The sequence below is a fragment of the Methanoplanus endosymbiosus genome (assembly GCF_024662215.1).
Lineage (GTDB): Archaea > Halobacteriota > Methanomicrobia > Methanomicrobiales > Methanomicrobiaceae > Methanoplanus > Methanoplanus endosymbiosus.
The window spans coordinates 581,411-598,540 of record NZ_CP096115.1 but is presented as its reverse complement, the minus strand read 5'-3'; the positions used below and the strand labels follow the sequence as shown (position 1 = coordinate 598,540).

15 protein-coding genes are annotated in these 17,130 nt (G+C 35.6%); 3 read left to right on the top strand and 12 right to left on the bottom strand.

The window, feature by feature from the left end:
- Positions 1 to 867: 867 nt before the first annotated feature.
- The 6 genes from L6E24_RS02480 to L6E24_RS14735 all read right to left on the bottom strand — a co-directional run bounded on the left by L6E24_RS02480 (position 868) and on the right by L6E24_RS14735 (position 8,287).
- Positions 868 to 2,649: an IS66 family transposase gene (locus L6E24_RS02480; RefSeq protein WP_257741442.1), complete on the bottom strand. Its 1,782-nt coding sequence runs from the start codon at positions 2,647 to 2,649 to the stop codon at positions 868 to 870.
- A gap of 367 nt (positions 2,650 to 3,016) precedes the next feature.
- Complete coding sequence (locus L6E24_RS02475) at positions 3,017 to 3,856, bottom strand: DNA methyltransferase (RefSeq protein ID WP_257743150.1); 840 nt, start codon at positions 3,854 to 3,856, stop codon at positions 3,017 to 3,019.
- Positions 3,853 to 5,526, bottom strand: a complete 1,674-nt coding sequence (locus tag L6E24_RS02470) for a leucine-rich repeat domain-containing protein (RefSeq protein ID WP_257743149.1) — start codon at positions 5,524 to 5,526, stop codon at positions 3,853 to 3,855. Before L6E24_RS02470 ends, L6E24_RS02475 begins: the two co-directional genes overlap by 4 nt.
- Positions 5,527 to 6,123, bottom strand: coding sequence for a nucleoside/nucleotide kinase family protein (locus L6E24_RS02465; RefSeq protein ID WP_257743148.1), 597 nt, complete (start codon positions 6,121 to 6,123; stop codon positions 5,527 to 5,529).
- 32 nt (positions 6,124 to 6,155) lie between these two features.
- Positions 6,156 to 7,853, bottom strand: a complete 1,698-nt coding sequence (gene nrdD / locus L6E24_RS02460) for an anaerobic ribonucleoside-triphosphate reductase (protein ID WP_257743147.1) — start codon at positions 7,851 to 7,853, stop codon at positions 6,156 to 6,158.
- Positions 7,854 to 7,855: 2 nt separating this feature from the next.
- Positions 7,856 to 8,287, bottom strand: coding sequence for a 4Fe-4S cluster-binding domain-containing protein (locus L6E24_RS14735; RefSeq protein WP_373021284.1), 432 nt, complete (start codon positions 8,285 to 8,287; stop codon positions 7,856 to 7,858).
- 158 nt (positions 8,288 to 8,445) lie between these two features.
- Here L6E24_RS14735 and tnpC point away from each other — a divergent pair, with 158 nt between their 5' ends.
- Genes tnpC through L6E24_RS02445 form a run of 3 tightly spaced genes read left to right on the top strand, consistent with a single transcriptional unit; the run spans position 8,446 to position 14,051 of the window.
- A complete protein-coding gene (gene tnpC, locus L6E24_RS02455) occupies positions 8,446 to 9,582 on the top strand; it encodes an IS66 family transposase (RefSeq protein WP_257743146.1) in 1,137 nt (378 codons plus the stop codon).
- 15 nt (positions 9,583 to 9,597) lie between these two features.
- Entirely contained in the window at positions 9,598 to 10,905 is a 1,308-nt protein-coding gene (locus L6E24_RS02450) for a metallophosphoesterase family protein (RefSeq protein WP_257743145.1), read from the top strand.
- Positions 10,902 to 14,051: an ATP-binding protein gene (locus L6E24_RS02445; RefSeq protein ID WP_257743144.1), complete on the top strand. Its 3,150-nt coding sequence runs from the start codon at positions 10,902 to 10,904 to the stop codon at positions 14,049 to 14,051. The genes L6E24_RS02450 and L6E24_RS02445 overlap by 4 nt, the downstream gene beginning before the upstream one ends.
- Here L6E24_RS02445 and L6E24_RS02440 read toward each other — a convergent pair.
- From L6E24_RS02440 to L6E24_RS02415, 6 genes are all read right to left on the bottom strand, one after another.
- Complete coding sequence (locus L6E24_RS02440) at positions 14,043 to 14,318, bottom strand: hypothetical protein (protein ID WP_257743143.1); 276 nt, start codon at positions 14,316 to 14,318, stop codon at positions 14,043 to 14,045. The genes L6E24_RS02445 and L6E24_RS02440 overlap by 9 nt on opposite strands.
- Before the next feature lie 20 nt (positions 14,319 to 14,338).
- Positions 14,339 to 14,713 carry a nucleotidyltransferase domain-containing protein gene (locus L6E24_RS02435; RefSeq protein WP_257743142.1) on the bottom strand — a complete coding sequence of 125 codons (375 nt, stop codon included), beginning with the start codon at positions 14,711 to 14,713 and terminating at the stop codon, positions 14,339 to 14,341.
- A gap of 69 nt (positions 14,714 to 14,782) precedes the next feature.
- Positions 14,783 to 15,235 carry a nucleotidyltransferase substrate binding protein gene (locus L6E24_RS02430; protein ID WP_257743141.1) on the bottom strand — a complete coding sequence of 151 codons (453 nt, stop codon included), beginning with the start codon at positions 15,233 to 15,235 and terminating at the stop codon, positions 14,783 to 14,785.
- A gap of 349 nt (positions 15,236 to 15,584) precedes the next feature.
- Positions 15,585 to 16,280 (bottom strand): Fic family protein, encoded by a 696-nt coding sequence (locus L6E24_RS02425; RefSeq protein ID WP_257743140.1) that lies wholly within the window; start codon positions 16,278 to 16,280, stop codon positions 15,585 to 15,587.
- 99 nt (positions 16,281 to 16,379) lie between these two features.
- A complete protein-coding gene (locus tag L6E24_RS02420) occupies positions 16,380 to 16,775 on the bottom strand; it encodes a type II toxin-antitoxin system VapC family toxin (protein ID WP_257743139.1) in 396 nt (131 codons plus the stop codon).
- 32 nt (positions 16,776 to 16,807) lie between these two features.
- Positions 16,808 to 17,026 carry an antitoxin VapB family protein gene (locus tag L6E24_RS02415; protein WP_257743138.1) on the bottom strand — a complete coding sequence of 73 codons (219 nt, stop codon included), beginning with the start codon at positions 17,024 to 17,026 and terminating at the stop codon, positions 16,808 to 16,810.
- Between the last annotated feature and the right edge of the window lie 104 nt (positions 17,027 to 17,130).

The window sequence follows — 17,130 nt, the reverse complement described above, 5'->3', positions numbered from 1 at the left end:
TTTGTTATATCGTTGGTGTTTTCAACATAACCTGATTCCATACCATTTTGGTTCAAGCGCAGCAGCCTAAATTTCGCTTGTCACGGATAACGACCCATACGATGATTCAGCGTTTGCTTCTCCATGGCATCCTTTCTCTGGCAGATTGATCAGGTTAGACTCCTGATTTTCTCCACGTTGTTCCACAGGCTTCACACAAATCTGTTACCAAAAATGCATGCTGCGGTAGAGATATCCCAAACGAAGAGGATAGCTTACGCAATCTATGTTACAGCTTTTCTTGTCGCACACACCAGTTCCGTTCTCCCTTGTACAGTAAGTCCGCTGGCGTTGAACAGTAGTTCCGAAATTTTTGAACAGTTCTTCCGGCGGGACTGAACACTTTTTGTCATGCCACATTTCACCCATCAAGTATAATTCTCAGTGGCCAACCCCAGTAACCATCCTATCACATCGGCCGCATCTCATCCTGCAAGCCATTTTACCTCATCCCGTCTTGCAAGGAGAACATTCAGAGGCTAATTCTGCTGAAATTGTTATGTCTGGAAGTAATTCTAATGTTCTTATTTTTCCTGTAAGGAGATACTTTTACGATCAGGGATACCTCGTCAACTGGTATGGATTACACTGCCTAACATAATATTCAGGCTACTCTGTATCATGGATGTAAACTGTTCAGGTTCTGTGGAATGGGTGTTCATTTTGGACGGACTCACTGTCCAGTTTCGCCGGACAAGGTGTTCATTTTTGGCGGACTTACTGTTCAGATCTATCCGGAATATACAAAAAGCTTAGGAAAAATGAAAAACAATTATTCCAACCACAGTATCATATCCAAAATCGGAGAAATAGGTTAAAAATGAATTTTTATAAGTTGGATGAAATGTATCTGTGTTGACCTACCGGTACATTTGAAAGGTCCTCTTTTGCAGCAACTGAATTTTTACCCTCTATTTTAAGATCATCCAAGGTTGCTTTCTGGTTTTTGCATGCTATTATCTCAGCAAGTGATTTTTGTCTATGACCATTTATGATCAAACCGGCTATATGATCAAAGGGATTTATGTCCAACTTCTTAGCAGTTTTAACAATTGTTAAATTTCTGTCTACAACATTTGTTCCTTTCTCATTTCTTGTAAATAAGCTTATATCACGATGTCTGACCTGTGCTCGTGCTCCAAGCTCAGCATCATTATTATGAAGAGGGACGTGAGGGTGATCTAAGAATGTGAGTAAGAAGTCTTTATTCCGGTGTGTCTTCTCAATTCTTAGGTTCAACTCTTTATATTCAGTCTCGCTGTTAAATAACTCATCAAAGTCCTTTCTAATTTTTAATGCCCACTCTGGAGATGGATTGTCTTTATATGCTCTCATCTCTCTGTAAAATGCCCAAAACCGATCCATGAAATCTTCATGGACTTTTCTCATTACAGCAGTTTTAGGTTTTAATTTTTTATAGTGTCTGGCTTCATGAACCCAACATAACTGGTGTTCTTCAGTGATATTGTCGTATTGGGGTGCATCATCTGTAAGAAGAATTTTTGGAACTGGGTAATCTTTCTGTGATCTGTAATAAGCAATCAATCCAGCCTCAGTAACTCGCTTTTTAAGCGTTTTAAACCCTTCTTGACCAAATAACTCAACCAAACTATTTTCTAATTCAAATTCACTAAAGCAAGAGTTGTAAATATTTTCTCTAAGTTTTTTGATCCATTTTTTTGCGGTTCTAAGATTGGATAAATGTTCAAAGGCAAACTCATTGAATAGGTACTTGGGTTCTAAAACTTCCATAATGTGCTTAACTATGCTAATTCTATCCTTTTTTGGAGAAGTTCTAAATGCTGTGAAATTATGGTTTGAAAAGATATGTGTATTATATTGAGTGCCATTTACATTAGCTCCAGTTGTATCTGTCTGGAGGTAATCGGAGGACTTTATTCCTTCTTTTAGTATATCTTCCGATTCTTTATCTAAAACCTCATTCTTTTCAGTTAATTTCCTTGAGATTGTAGATTGGGCTATAAAGATACCATGGTTATTTAAAAAGGCTCTAATTCCATTTTCACTCATTCCACAAATTGCTTTGCATTCAATAATAAGTGCCTTTATTCCAGGACCAAATTCTCCACCATATCCTTGAGGTCGATCAGTTAAGAGATATCTTCCTTCTGAAGGGGAATAATATTTTTCAAGTAAAAACTTTGTATTTCTCGGACGAATTTCAATGTCCTGTATGATTAATTCAGAAAAGCCTTTAAAAACTGCATCTTTCGGAAGTTTATTTTTGTCAGAGTACCAGATCTTTTCTTCATGGATTTCGATTTTATGATTACGTTTTCCTCTGCCTTTATTTGGATTATTTTGATCTGATTTCTCTTTTTTTGAGCGTTCCTCCTCAGTAGAATGATTTTTATTGCCAGAACCCCCTTTTCTTTTTCCTTTTTTTGCGGCTTCCGGCCTACCCTGTTCACCAATTAGATGATTGTAATCATCTCTGAGTTGAAGATGCTCTTCATATAATTTATCGTATTTTGCAGATAGTTCCTCAAAGGCTGAGATGAGCAAATATATTATGTCTTTATCCGGAGAATTATCTATCCGATCAGGAGTTATTACGGATTCTAATTCTTTGAAGATACCATTTGACATAATGTATTCTATATTTTGAATTTATAAGTACAAATTATTATCCATTATCACATTACCTCACATTATGGATATGATACCAACCACATATAACTTTGATAATTTAATTAAAATCCTGACTTCTTCGGATATTACTCAATAATTTTCCTGCTGATTTCCCCAAGGGTGCGGAAAGTGAAATACATCTTCATGATAATGATGGATTAACAGACACCCATGATCCCGTAGGACATGGTTGTATTGATTTTGATTATGTTATGGAAAAAGTAAATAAAATGGGAATTCATGCTCCTGTAATTGAAGTTAAAACTTTTGAAGGAGCAATTGAAACTTTAAATTATCTCATTAAAAATTATGGGTCATAAAAATATCAGTATTCGGCCTTAAAAAATGAAAATCCATCTGAATATTTGTTAATCTTAATGCAATTCTTTAGGCGTGGACATGTTACAGATTTACAAATATTACTTTCATTATTGGTTATAAGGATGAATTTTCTAAATCCTCCGTCTTCATTATTAAGATCCATTACAGCGTGACCCGTTGTGCCGCTTCCTGCAAAAAAATCAAGAATTATTGATGATTTATTTGAAGACACATGAATCAATTCTTTTATAAGAGCAACAGGTTTTGGTGTAGAGAACTTTGTTCGATCTCCAAGAAGTTCTGCAATTTCATCCTTTGCTGAGGATGTTGTTCCAAGTCCAAATATAACAGATTCAAGAGGCTTATCTTCAGATGTATTTTTAAAATGAGTCTTTTCTTTATTATTATAACAAAGTATAATATACTCATGAGCTGAGCGTATGTTTTTTATTGATTTTTCAATTCGGTTTTTATCGAAACGAACGTCCACCTTAGGCCAGACTAATAAGTTCACATTATTTAAACCAAATAATCCATAACATATATTTAAAAGAGTTACAAGTTCATTTTCATCAATATTTATAAACATAACGCCAGTTTCTGATAAAAATTCCTTTGCAATTGAAAGTCTGTTTTTCATAAATTTTCCCCACCCTCCGATAAAGGCAGTGTCCTTATAACCGATATAATGAATATCAGTATTATATGGTGGATCAATAATGATTACATCAATATTCTTTTCATACTCTTCTAATAATTGATTTAAAACAATGAGGTTTTCTCCTTCAATTAAAATATTGTTGGCATTAGGCTTGCCATAGTCAGATATATGTGAAAAATTCATTTTATGATAATCTCCACATCAGTTCCACGAAAAGAGTTAATTGCAGTTTTTGTCGAAGAAGTTATTTCAATAGACTTTAAATTTTCACAGTAGCTAAATGCCCATTCTCCTATACTCTCAAGATTTTTTGGCAGTGTAACATCCTTTAATTTAGTACAATCACTAAATGCACCTCTTGCTATGGTTTTTACCGAATCAGGAATAATAATTTTTTCAAGACTTTCGCAACCACTGAATGAATTTCTCCCGATACTAAGAAGACCATCTGGAATAATTACACCTTTCTGTGCAGTAATATTTGTGCAACACACAAGTTCTTTGTAATCTCTATCGTAAAGAATTCCATTATTTTCTGCATAAAATTGGCTATGATTTTCCAGTTCTAGGTTTGTACAATGAGAAAATGGATTATATCCCAATTGTCGAACACTTTCTGGAATGACCACTTTCCTCAAATTAATACAATTCCAAAAAGAATTTCGGCCGATAGTACGAACAGTATCAGGAATTATATATTTCTCTTTTTTTAGTCCCTTAGAATAATGCATAAGCAAAGTTTTGTCATGATTAAGGAGAGCGCCATTTTCATAAACAAAGTGTGGGCTGTGATTCTCTAGAATCAGATTTTCGCAATCTGAGAAAGGATTGTTCCCCATAAAATTAACATTCTCTGAGATCACCACTTTTTCAAGATAGTTGCATTTATAAAAGCTATGTTTACCAATCCATTCAACAGTGTTTGGAATGGTGTAATCTTTACTTATATTGTTTGAATTATAATGGATCAGTCTCTTTTTTTCACGATCAAATAGAACGCCATTTTCAAGTATAAAGGCATCACTATCATTTTCAATTCTTATTGAAAGGCACCCTGCAAATGGGTCATCCCCGATTTCATTTAGACTTGAAGGCAAGTTTATTTTCAATAAGTTTGTACAATATACAAATGCATCTCCGCCAATTGAATGAACAGTCTCAGGTATATATACAGTAGAAATAAAGGTACAATTCCAGAATGCCCCTGATTCTATTTTTATAATTCCAGCAGGAATTATAACATTTTCATCGTTTCCAGAATATTTGAGAAGGACATCATTTTCTACTTCAAAATCAGGAGGGTATTCATTTATCTGAATTGAATTCCATAAATCTGATTCTTTAAAATTGAATGGGACACATCCATCTTCAAAAATTCCATGATTATAGATATTATTTCTATAAAAGATGGAACTGATCACATCAATTAGACCACCTGATAATTTAGATGTATAAATTACACAAGGAATCTCTTTTAAATTTTGAAATGAATCAATTTTTCCTTTAAAATCATCTCCCCATTGTTCACAAATGATGTTTAGCAGAGGTATTTCATTTTGAATTAATTCAATATCATAGTAATTACTATTAAGATAAATCTCATCTGAGGAATAACCTATTTCTAATAATCGGTTGAGGCATTCCAGAATTACAAAATCTTTGTGATCAAGAAGGGGATAATATTTATTTTTATAATAAAAATTTTGATTTTCTGAAAAAATGACGATATTGCCGTCATTGAAACTTTTTTCAAATATATCTGGAGATGTCTCTTCAAACCCAAGTTTATGATACAAAATAACATATTTCATATCAATAAAAAGTGTATCACAGACAATTTTTTCATTAGCCATTTATACCAGACCTTCAGATTTAAGTTTTTTAATAATGATTTCACACACTTCATCCTGGTTAAGTGAGGTAGTATTGATTATTGCAGATTTCATATGATATTTCTTTAAGAACGCTTCCATCTTCTTATAAGCTTCAGGAATAAAATTTATTTTTGGAAGATCTGGATCCTCTATATTTCTTTCAATAAGTCTTTTCCTAACAACTTTTTCGTCTGCTTTTAGAACAAATGTAAAATCCGGTTGGCCAAGAGCATTTACCAGTGCATCAAACACTATCTCACTTTCAGTAGTGCCGCTCCAGCAATAATTAGAGAGCAAATGTCTGTCAGTAATAATTTTTTGTCCTTTAAATTTATGATAAAGATATACATTTCCAAGTCCGTAAAACCATGAAGTAAAAACACGATCTTCCTGCTTATTTACATAATCACGAATTTTAAGGTAATTTTCTATACTGCCCTCATTCTCTAGAAGATAATGGAGAGGTTTTTCAACAAGGATTAGATCTAGTTTTTCTGCTAGCATTTTTGATGTAGTACTTTTACCTACGCCATCCATACCTTCAATCGATATATGCAATTTTGGTCTATTTTCCATTGATTTATCTCCAGTGATTATTTAAACATGAACTATGTATTTGGTCGACGTTTTTTTACTTCATTTTTCTTTCCTGTGGTGAAATAATCTAATACTTCCAGATATCCAGATACTCTACGGATGCGAGTTATATCATCACTTCCACAAGAATCACAAATGTCAAAAACTCCTTTTTCTCCGCATTTATTACACAAATCAATAGGGAAATTAAATCCTAGGTAATGAACACCACAGGTAATGCCATGGCAGACTAACTCGTAGAGAGCCTCAGTATTGGAGATAGGAGCTGACTGAAATTCTACGTAAGAAATACATCCTCCATTACATAAGGTATGAAATGGACCTTCTTTTTCAATTTTTTCAAAAGGTGTAAGACCAGAATCAACATTTACATGGAAAGAGTTTGTATAGAACTCTTTCTCAAGGACAGGATGACAATAATTCATACTATCCTTTTCAGGAAGGACTCCCGAAATTTGTTCCCCTGCAGTTGCTAGTAATGAGAAATTAAGATTATGAACTTCTATCAAATTGTCAGTATATGCACGCATTTCACTTACAATTTTCATTGCAATCTCTGTTCCATAATCTGTTTCATAATAACGTGAACCAGAAAGTATCTCAATGGTTTCGGACAATCCAATAAATCCAAGTGCTTGGGTTCCATTACGAAAAATTTCTTCAAGTGTTGGAGCAGTAGAAAAATCATTTATCCATAAGTCATAAGCCGTATTTGTTGGAAAGTAGCTTTTATCCATTTGAATGAGTTTTTTATATCTGTCCATCAGAATATCTACTACTAAAGAAGCAACTTTTTTCCACTTTTCAATAAATAATGATACTTTTTGTTCTGTTTCGACTGAAGGATAAGCAGTATTTACCTCTAATGCGATTTTTGGAAGATTAATAGTAATGTTTGCAATATTACCTCTGCCAATCCCGGTAGATTCACCAAAAATGTTGTGAACAACACGTGTTCGACAGCCCATCACTGAAAGATTTTTAGGGTTTATATTTTTATTTGATTCAGAATCACATAAGATATAAGTGGGTATCATTTTTTCACATGTTGTCGACAAAGCCAGTTCAAAAAGAAAGTAATTAGGGTCTGATTTTTTTAGATTGATACCTTCTTTTACTTTAAATACAATATTTGGTTTGAATACTTTTGCACCAGATCTTCGAAAGGCATCTAGCGCATATCCTGTAACTTTTTGTCCAATAAAATCAGTAGCTAAACCAAGGTTTAATGTTACATAATAACTTGTCTGGCCACATCTTTCATGCACCCCATTTATCCATAATATAAAAGAAAATATTGATGCTGCAAGAAGTTCCAGATTTTTGTCATTGGCTTCAATATGAAGCCTATTAAAAATAATTGAAATTTCTTCATCAAAATTTGGAAATCCCATACCTCCAGACTGTTCATTACCTATTTTTGTAATAATATCTCTAAAATACCTGAATGTTTCCAAAATTTTCTGAGTATCATTATATATATTTAATTGCTCAAAAGGAAATTTCTTCAGAAGGTCGAAATTAAGACAATTATATGTTCTTCCATAAGCATTTAAATCATGGATGTAAATTTGTCCATTAACATGGAGTTCACTCCAATCTTTTGGGAGATTATCCAAAGTTTCTTTTTTTGCAAAATTTGTTCCAAGATTGAAAAGAGAACCCACATAACTTTTCCTATCTGATGCATTCTCATTATTTTCTCCCAAAATTAGTCCTCCTTATTAAGTTCTATGAATTTTTGGTTGGTTGATCCAATGTAGGGAATAGTGGTACATCGGAATTTCTGTTCATATTTACCAACTTTAAGATAATTTAAATAAGGCAATATCTCAATCGGAACTTCGTCGTAATTGTGACTTGTATAAAGACAAAGATTACATTCTTTGAGTTCTTTAATTAAAGATATAACAGCTTTCTTTTGAAATAAGGGTTCTCCCCCAGAAATTGTAATTTTTTGATTTAAAGTATTTTCCTTAAGCTCTTGTGCAAGTTTAGCTACATCATATTTAAGACCACAATTTGTGGCCCATGTACTTTTATTATGACATCCTTGACAATGTCTGGTACATCCTTGTAAATATACAACTGATCTGATACCTGGTCCATCTGAGATAGACTTGTTATAAACAATAGAATTCACGTAGATCTGCAAATTATTTCCCCTCAAATTAACGTTTTTTAAGTTATAATTTGGAATAAATTTTCTTTTACTTTAGAATCATTCGCTGGTCGACACATTAATTTTTTTGAAACTATTATGAGGTTAACACATGTCCTTGTGGGAATGATCTCAGCGATGTGGAATCTGAAAAATATATTCGTCGGCAAGTTTTTGACACTCCACCTGTGGATCCCCGCATAACCGAATTTAGGGCAGAAGTTAAGTATTGTCCAAAATGCGGGCGTAGAATAGTGGGTCCTTTCCCGGAAAATGTTAATCAAACTGTCCAGTATGGAGATAATTTAAAAACGAATGCGCTATACATTAAAAATCAGATATTCACATCGTATGAGAAAGAAAAGACATATTTCATTGATCAACACTGTATCAGCATAAGCCCAGCCACAATAATTGCATTTGAAAAAAACGCTCATACAACTCTTAATAAGTTTGAATATGATTTAAGAGAGGAATTGATTAAATCCTCTGTATTAAATGCTGATGAAACTGGGCTTAGAGTTATAGGAGAAAGATGGTGGCTTCATTCAATTGGAAATGAACACCTGACATTGTACGCAGTACATCCTAAAAGAGGATCTGTTGCAACTGATGAAATGGGAGTACTTCCACAGTATGATGGTGTATTAGTACATGATTTTTGGGTTGGTTATTCAAAATATAATTGTACACATTCTTATTGCAATGCCCATATAATGAGAGAATTAAACGGAGTTTGGGAAGGATACAAACAAAATTGGGCAAAGGATATGATTGATCTTTATAAGCAAATTTACCATTATATTTTCATTGAGGATAAAAAGGATCCTTTAGAGCTTGAAAAATTCCGAATTAAATATATGAAAATAATTGAATCTGGATTCAAAGAAAATCCACCTCCTGCTGAAAAAAAAGCCGGGCAAAGAGGGCGAGTAAAAAATTCAAAACCTTTCAACTTACTTGTTAGGCTCAGAGATTATGAAGAAGATATACTGCGGTTCATGTACAATTCCTTAGTCCCATTTACAAACAACCTTGCAGAGAGAGATGTACGCATGATGAAAGTACAACAGAAAATATCGGGTACCTTTAGATCTATTGCCGGTGCAGAAAGGTTCTGCAGAATTAGAAGTTATATTTCAACAGTCAGAAAATGCGGCAAATCTGTATTTGGGGCTCTTAAAAGGTTATTTCAGGGAAATCCATACAGAGTTCAAGAATTGATAGGGCGAATAGTTACAAACTTATTTTATTTAGAATATACTCATTATTATTGATAATTGGGGATTTTTATGACATCTAAAACTAATACTTCAGTATCCAATAGTCCGGACGTTCTGAAATTTATTCATACGGCAGACCTGCACCTTGGAAGTAAATTCTGTGGTATTTCCGGTATGAATCAGGACCTGGCAAAAAAACTGTCAAAAGCAACCTTTACTGCATTTGATAATATCGTCAGTCACTGCATAGATAATAAAGTGGATTTCCTGTTAATCTCCGGAGATATATACGATAGTGCTGACAGAAGAATCTATGAACAGCTGGAATTCCGGAGAAGACTTGCAAAATTATCAGAACATGATATTTCTGTATATCTCGCCTTTGGTAATCATGACCCGTTAAGCGGATGGTCAGCAAAGATTGACTGGCCCTCCAATGTTAACATAATGTCCGGAAATAACCCCGAGTGCCACTTTTATGAATCCGGCGGGAAGAAAAAAGCTGCAATTGTTGGTATAAGCTATAAACAGTCTAAAACGATTGTAAATCTGACAAAATATTATCCGGAAAAGGATAATTCATGGCCTTTTACAATCGGTATGCTTCACTGTAATCTGGGAACAGATACAGGTCATGAGCCTTATTCTCCATGTTCTGTAAAGGACCTCACAGATAAAAATTATGACTACTGGGCACTTGGTCATATCCACAAACCACAGATTATTCAGAAATCCGGACCTGCGATTGTGTATCCCGGAAATCCTCAGGGCAGGGACATGGGAGAATCCGGAGCACGTGGATGTTATATTGTAACGGTTAGTAACGGTGGAATAACTCAGACTGAGTTCATTGAAACAGCGGAGATAAAATGGGAAAAGATCTCTGTAAACGTAAGCAGAATACCTGATGAAAATGACCTCATCAAAGAAATAGAGAATGTAATTCAGAAGATCAGGCGAAATTCCGGAGATAAACCAACATTTTTAAGGCTGACACTGACAGGAAGAAGTCCCGTTCATTCACTGCTGTCCGGAGATGGTGTAACTGACGATATTATCCGGCACTTCAGGGATGAAGAAGAGGAGAACAGCAATTTTGTATATCTGGAGAAGATCATTGACAATACTGAGCCTGAAATTGATTTGGGAAAGGTCGCTGAAAGGGAAGATATTGTTGGTGATATTGTTCAGATCTCAGATTCATTACTAAAGGATGAGGATAAACTGCAATCAGTCCGTCTGAAACTTGATGACCTGTTTAAAAGCAATAAAGGTAAAAAGTTTATTGAAAACCTTTCAGATGATGAAATGGAGGCACTTGTAAAAGAGGCCCGTACATATCTGCTTGACAGGTTTGTTGGAGGCGATTCAAAATGAAAATAAACAGAATGTTTATCGACGGATTCGGACTCTTTCACAAAAAGCAGATAAATGACATATCTCCCGGACTTACACTGGTTAAAGGACCAAATGAGGCAGGAAAATCTACAATTCTTGCATTTATCCGGAGGATAATCTTTGGATTTCCGAAAAAATCAGGCACAACCAATCAATATCAGCCCTTAAATGGGGGTACCCTTGGCGGGAGGCTCTCTGTCAGCACCAGTGAGGGAAAGGAGTATGACTTAACCAGATTGTCCGGCAACAGAAATTTCAGTGTGACTCTGCCTGATGGTTCCAAAACAGATGCCGGTTTAAACCGGATAATCGGGTCTGCTGATCAGAACCTCTTTGAAAATGTGTTTGCTTTTGGACTTGATGAACTTCAGAAACTCGAAACACTGTCCGGTGAAAAAATTCAGAGTCAGCTGATGAGTGCCGGAGCCGGGATGACAAAAGTCCCGATTTCGGATGTGGTAGATGAACTGAATAAAAAGAAGCGGGAACTTTATTATTCCGGAGCGAGGGGCGGCCCTGAGATTTCAAAGAAGATTAAGAAAATAACAGAGAATCAGTCTGAACTGAAGAGATATTCAGATACACAGAGCAGATATGAAGAACTCAAAATTACAAAAGAAGAAACTGAAAGGGATATTCTGGACAAAAAGACGAATATCAGGAGCCTAAAATCCAGATTGAGCGGAAAAGAAAGAATTAAAGCTGCCTGGGAGGACTGGGTAGGACTTAAAAATGCCAAAGATGAATTATCTGCTCTGCCCGAATTAGCTTCATTTCCGGAGAAAGGTGTAGATAAACTTGAACGCCTGAATGAGAAAATTTCTGATTTACAGTCAGACCTCGATGATGAAAACAGGGAATTAAACAGTACAGAAGAAAATATTTCAAAAATCAGTATTGATGAAGATGTTATCTTAAATAAGGATGAAATCCGGATCCTTGAGAAGGGACTTGAGAAATATAAGTCAGATAAAAATTCTGTAAGTGACCTTAATTCAGAGAATACCGGTTTATCGGATGAACTTAAGTCCCGTATTAAAGTTATCAGCAATACATGGACAACAGATGACCTCCTTACTTTTGATACTTCACAGTCTGCAAAATCCAATATTGAAAAATTCAGGGATGAATTTTCTGAAAAGAATAGTGAAATCCGTGATATTGAGAGGGAAATACTCAGTTGTGGGGAGGCTATAAGCGGGACTGAAGATAAGGTAAGCAGCCTTAAAGCAGGTCTTTCTGACATTAAGAGTCTGATACCAAAGGATGAACTTGTAAGTAAACTCTCTGTTCTTGAGAGTCTTTCAGCTCATATTTCTGAACTGAAACAGGAGAAATATGTACTGGATGACCTAAGAGAAAAAGAGGCACAGGCAAAAACCGATTATGAGAACAAAAAGAGACTTATTAACAATAAAATTCCGCTATGGCCCGCTGCTCTGTTGGTTGTTGCCGGAATTATAGGTCTTATTGCAGGGATAGCCGGGAATCTGACACAAACAGGAGTTGTAATATTTTTAATCCTCGGAGTTTCAGCAGTTGTTCTTTACTTTGGTATTAAGAGGACAAATGACCAGAATGAAAGAAATCTCTTTAATGACTCTGAAAATCCGGATGAGAAGAACTCTGAACTTTCCAGACTAAGGGTGGAGAAAGAGAATTTACTGGAGAAATCTGAGAAAGAACTCACAGATAAATCCCGGATTTGCGGTTTTTCCATGATCCCGGATTCTTCCGCTATAGCCGGCCGAAAACAGGAATATCACTCAATGGAGACCCGTATTGCAGAATATGAAAGGATATGCAGAGAGATTGATCAGTTAAATGGTTCTTTAAAGAGGCAGAATGAGGTTTTGGAGGAGACCGTGAGGAGGAAATCTCAGGCTGAATCAAATCTTAGTGAAGTAAAAGGCAAATGGCAGGAGTGGTTAAAATCTGTTAGGCTTGACCTGAATATAACTCCGGAATCTGCTCTTGATCTCTTCTCTTTAGTGAAAGAAGCACGCAATATCCATAATTCAATCAGTAAGAATGAAGGCAGGATCTCTAAGCTGAAAGAGTCTTTGTCAGAGTTTGAGAGTAAACTGGCTGTAGTCCTTAACGCATGTGGCATACAGTCACAGCATTCGGTTGAAAAGGGAGTTTATGTTCTCGGAAATGCCCTTGAAGAGAACGAAAATATCTCAAAATACCTGAAAAATCTAAGAGAACTTGAAGAAAGACACAGGAAAATAACAGCTGAATATTCTGCCAGACTGCAGAAGGCTGAAAATGATAAAACAGAGCTGCTTAAAAGTGGTTCTTCTGAGAATGAAGTTCAATTCAGAGAAAACCATAATATATGGGTGAGATCTGAAGAACTTAAAAAAGAAGCTGCAGATTATGAACTCCGGTTAAAAAAAGCATCCGGAAATATCAGCAAATACGATGAATTTTTATCCACACTTGAATCATCTGATATTTCAGAAGTTAATAATGAAATTAGTGAACTGAATTCAGAAATGTCGGACATTCAGGAAGAGATTGAATCACTGAAGGTCAAATCCGGAGAAATAAACAGTATTCTTTCCGGTCTTGAAAAAGAGGATGATTACTCCCTGCTTTTAATGGATAATGAAGCACTCCGCGAGGAGATCTTTGATGACTCAAGAAGATGGGCAAAATATGTAATTGCACAGCAGATCTTAAATGAAGCTGTACAGAAATATGAAAATGAGAGACAGCCTGAAGTTTACAGGCTTGCTCAGGACTATTTCAGGAGTATCACAGACGGAAAGTATCAAAAGATTATAAAGCCGGTATCCTCTGATGATATTTTGATTGAAGCTGATGACGGAAACAGGATTGATACATATTCACTTAGCAGAGGCACTGCAGAGCAGCTTTATCTTGCCATACGATTCGGGCACATATCGGTGTATGGTAAAAATAATGAACCCCTGCCTGTGATTTTTGACGATATTTTAGTGAACTTTGATCCGGAGAGGAAGAGGAACTGCTGTGATGCAATACTCAAACTTTCAAAGACAAATCAGATATTGTTCTTCACATGCCACCCGGACATTGTTCAGATTATGCAGGAAAAATCTCCGGGACTGAAGGTTATTGATCTGGAATCAATCTGAATAACTTCTTTTTATCATCACAATCTCCCCCGAAACTCCATTCCGGAGCACCTCAAGCCGGTCATTATTCCGGTCAATGACAGCCCCATTGAGATCCTTTCTTTTGAACGCAAATAAAGCAGGATCATTACTTAATGTTGATAGTGTGGCTTTTCCTTCCGGAACTGAGTGCAGTTGTGCTTCCATAATCCATGAGATGAAATCATCACTGAGAATCTCTCTTTGATCTCCTTTCTGATAACACCCTGCCTTAGTGTATTCTTTCAATTGTCTGAAATTTTAATCCATTATTTAGTAGATATTAAATTATCCGGATTATCTGGTTTTTTATTATTTGGTGCTGAACTTTCCGGGTCAGATGAATGAGAATAGAATATTTTGCCGGCCCTGTTGATGTGCTCTATAAGCTCCTCATTTTTCAGGTCATTAAATATTGAAATGTCAAAAGAGTAGGGCAGATTCAGTGAATCAATCCTTCTGTTCAGTTCATAGATTAAGTCTCTGCTGAGATCTTTTCCGCAGATAGTGAGATCAATATCCGAACCTTCCCTGAAATTCCCCTTTGCTCTTGAACCATATATAATGACCTTCTCAATCCCGGAAAATTCTGAAAAAACAGAATTAATGCGTGAGATCGTCTCTTCATTAAGCCCGAAAATCATAAACAATCAATCCTGTTCTGGTAATAACTCATAATTTCTCAGTATCTCCAACCCTTTAGCATCTCCGGTTTATCTGGCTTCTCCAACCGATTCAGTCTCTTCAGTTTTCTCAATCTCCTTAAGAATTCTTTCCTTCAGGTATGTAAATTCCGGAGTGTAATCATCTACAATTTTCCTGTAGATTGCATTCATCTCGTCCTCGTCATATGTATGCACTGTTTTATTCCGGCTTACAATCATATCCATCCAGACATCCCCGTTATTAATCAGGCCGATCTTAAATGATTCCCTGGTTGCATCCCGTGATCCATATACTGAAGCAACAGTACCATAATACTCCAAAAAATCCTTCATAGTCTTCCATGCAAGCTCATGGGTGAATTCAAAAGCCTGGATCAGGCCCTGCTTTTCAAGATCTGAAAGTTCCCGTGTTTTTGAGAGTTCCACAGCACCTTTCAGATTTGAGAATGCTTTTTTATAATTATTAAACCGCTGGACAAAACGAATATCTGAGCCGGACATATGACTGTTCTCCTGTTTTCAGATTTGGTACAGGGGCATAATAAGCTTTTTAATTTTTTGCCGGAATTCCATAAGGATGATGTGGTATTTGGTAATTCTGCTTTAATCCGAATTATCGTGGGAAGTAAATTGGATGATATGATGGTTCATGCAAGTTACCATGCAAGTTACCATGCAAGTTACCATACAAGTTACCATACAAGTTACCATACAAGTTACCATACAAGTAGTGGTCAAGTAGTGGTCAAGTAGTGGTCAAGTAGTGGTCAAGTTACCATGTAAGTAGTGATAATTTCCAACTTATTGAAATCAATAAGTGGAAATATGAAGAAGAGAATATTTATATTTTTCAATTATCTGTCATAAGATAATTCAGACCTTCCTTTGTTGTTACATATTTTTGATCTGGTGATTTTGATTTATCCGGAATGGTCTTTTTAAGGAGTCCTGATTCTATTAAGGGAACAATGATTTTCTCTCTTAAGTAACTCCGGCTTTTAATATCTGTAATTTCATTTAATTCCTTAGTTGTACGTGGTGTTTTACATGCAATAAGAACTTTATATTCTGTGTCTGTTAATTTCTCAGGGATTTTTGCTTCTGAATCATCAGTATTTGTAGTTTTTCCAGTTTCTGTTCCGGTCTTAGTTTTTGTTCCTGCTTTATCTTCTTCAGAAAGATTTCCTGTTCCTTCACCGGCAGCTCTTTCTGCCTCACACAGTGCAGCTTTAATCCTTCCAACAGTCCCGGAGTCAACAAGATTCTTTGAAGGTTCAAAGATAGAGTCTGCAACTTTATCTATCAGACCAAGCTTAATCAGATTATCAGTAATGCCTCTGCACTCATGCCACATCTTCCCCGTAACCGCACGGACATCAGTAAGTGTTATCCGGAAATTCCGGCAGGCATAAGCAAAAACCCGTGCTTCATTCTCTGACAGGTTAATGCCGGTCTCTTTGAGCAGAAGTGTCTGGTCATCATTCAGCAGCTTATCCTTCAGAAGGATCAGCTCAAAGGAGGATTTTCTTCCACAGTTATCCTGCATGGGGTTTTATGTATCGTGCTGTAAAGCCATTCTCCGGATGTCATGAAAAATAGTTGTTTTTGATGTGAGCTGTCAGATTTTTCTGCACTGGGATGTAATTTAGTATGAAATCACTTCAAAGTCCCTGAATTCATCAATCTCTTTGATTCTTTCAAAATGCTCTTTATTTCTTGTTACAAGTCTTGCATTCTGTGAAACTGCAATTGATGCAATAAGTTCATCAAAATCGCCAATGCGACTCTGATTTTTCACAAGACCTGAGTATATCAAACTGTAAGTATCATAGAACAGATCATTATAATATTCAATAACCGGAATGATGTATAGTAAAGATTCAATTAATTTCAGCTCTTTTTCCTTTTCATCAGATGAATATGCTCCCCGTCTTATTTCACAGACATTTAAAAAGGTTGTGCAGTAACCTTCTCCGCTGTCTATAACAGACTTCAGGAATTTAACAGCTTTTTGATAATTGGGATTATTGCTGCTTTTCATTAAATCCAGCAATATGGTGGTATCAAAGATTATCATTCGTTTTTCCCAAGACTGAGGATTCTTTCTGCCTCCTCATCAGAAATGTAATCCCCTTTACGTTTCTTTTCATATGCTTCAATAGCTTCATCAGAGGACTTAAAACGCGGAGTAACCCTTAATATTACGTTTGATAAACTTTCCTTCTCATTTAATTTTAGTTTGTTCAGTCTGTTATATGCTTCTTCAGAGAGGTTTACAGCTTTTGTTGTCATGATATACAGGTATTACATATACAATATTAAAAATGTGTCTGATATAAATCTGGTGCTTCCACCACATTTATCATCACTATAATCTCCTTTGGTATTGTCACCAT

Coding starts and splice junctions, on each gene's coding strand:
- L6E24_RS02480 (WP_257741442.1), bottom strand. CDS start 2,649: ATGTCAAATGGTATCTTCAAAGAATTAGAATCCGTAATAACTCCTGAT.
- L6E24_RS02475 (WP_257743150.1), bottom strand. CDS start 3,856: ATGAATTTTTCACATATATCTGACTATGGCAAGCCTAATGCCAACAAT.
- L6E24_RS02470 (WP_257743149.1), bottom strand. CDS start 5,526: ATGGCTAATGAAAAAATTGTCTGTGATACACTTTTTATTGATATGAAA.
- L6E24_RS02465 (WP_257743148.1), bottom strand. CDS start 6,123: ATGGAAAATAGACCAAAATTGCATATATCGATTGAAGGTATGGATGGC.
- L6E24_RS02450 (WP_257743145.1), top strand. CDS start 9,598: ATGACATCTAAAACTAATACTTCAGTATCCAATAGTCCGGACGTTCTG.
- L6E24_RS02445 (WP_257743144.1), top strand. CDS start 10,902: ATGAAAATAAACAGAATGTTTATCGACGGATTCGGACTCTTTCACAAA.
- L6E24_RS02435 (WP_257743142.1), bottom strand. CDS start 14,713: ATGATTTTCGGGCTTAATGAAGAGACGATCTCACGCATTAATTCTGTT.
- L6E24_RS02430 (WP_257743141.1), bottom strand. CDS start 15,235: ATGTCCGGCTCAGATATTCGTTTTGTCCAGCGGTTTAATAATTATAAA.
- L6E24_RS02425 (WP_257743140.1), bottom strand. CDS start 16,280: ATGCAGGATAACTGTGGAAGAAAATCCTCCTTTGAGCTGATCCTTCTG.
- L6E24_RS02420 (WP_257743139.1), bottom strand. CDS start 16,775: ATGAAAAGCAGCAATAATCCCAATTATCAAAAAGCTGTTAAATTCCTG.
- L6E24_RS02415 (WP_257743138.1), bottom strand. CDS start 17,026: ATGACAACAAAAGCTGTAAACCTCTCTGAAGAAGCATATAACAGACTG.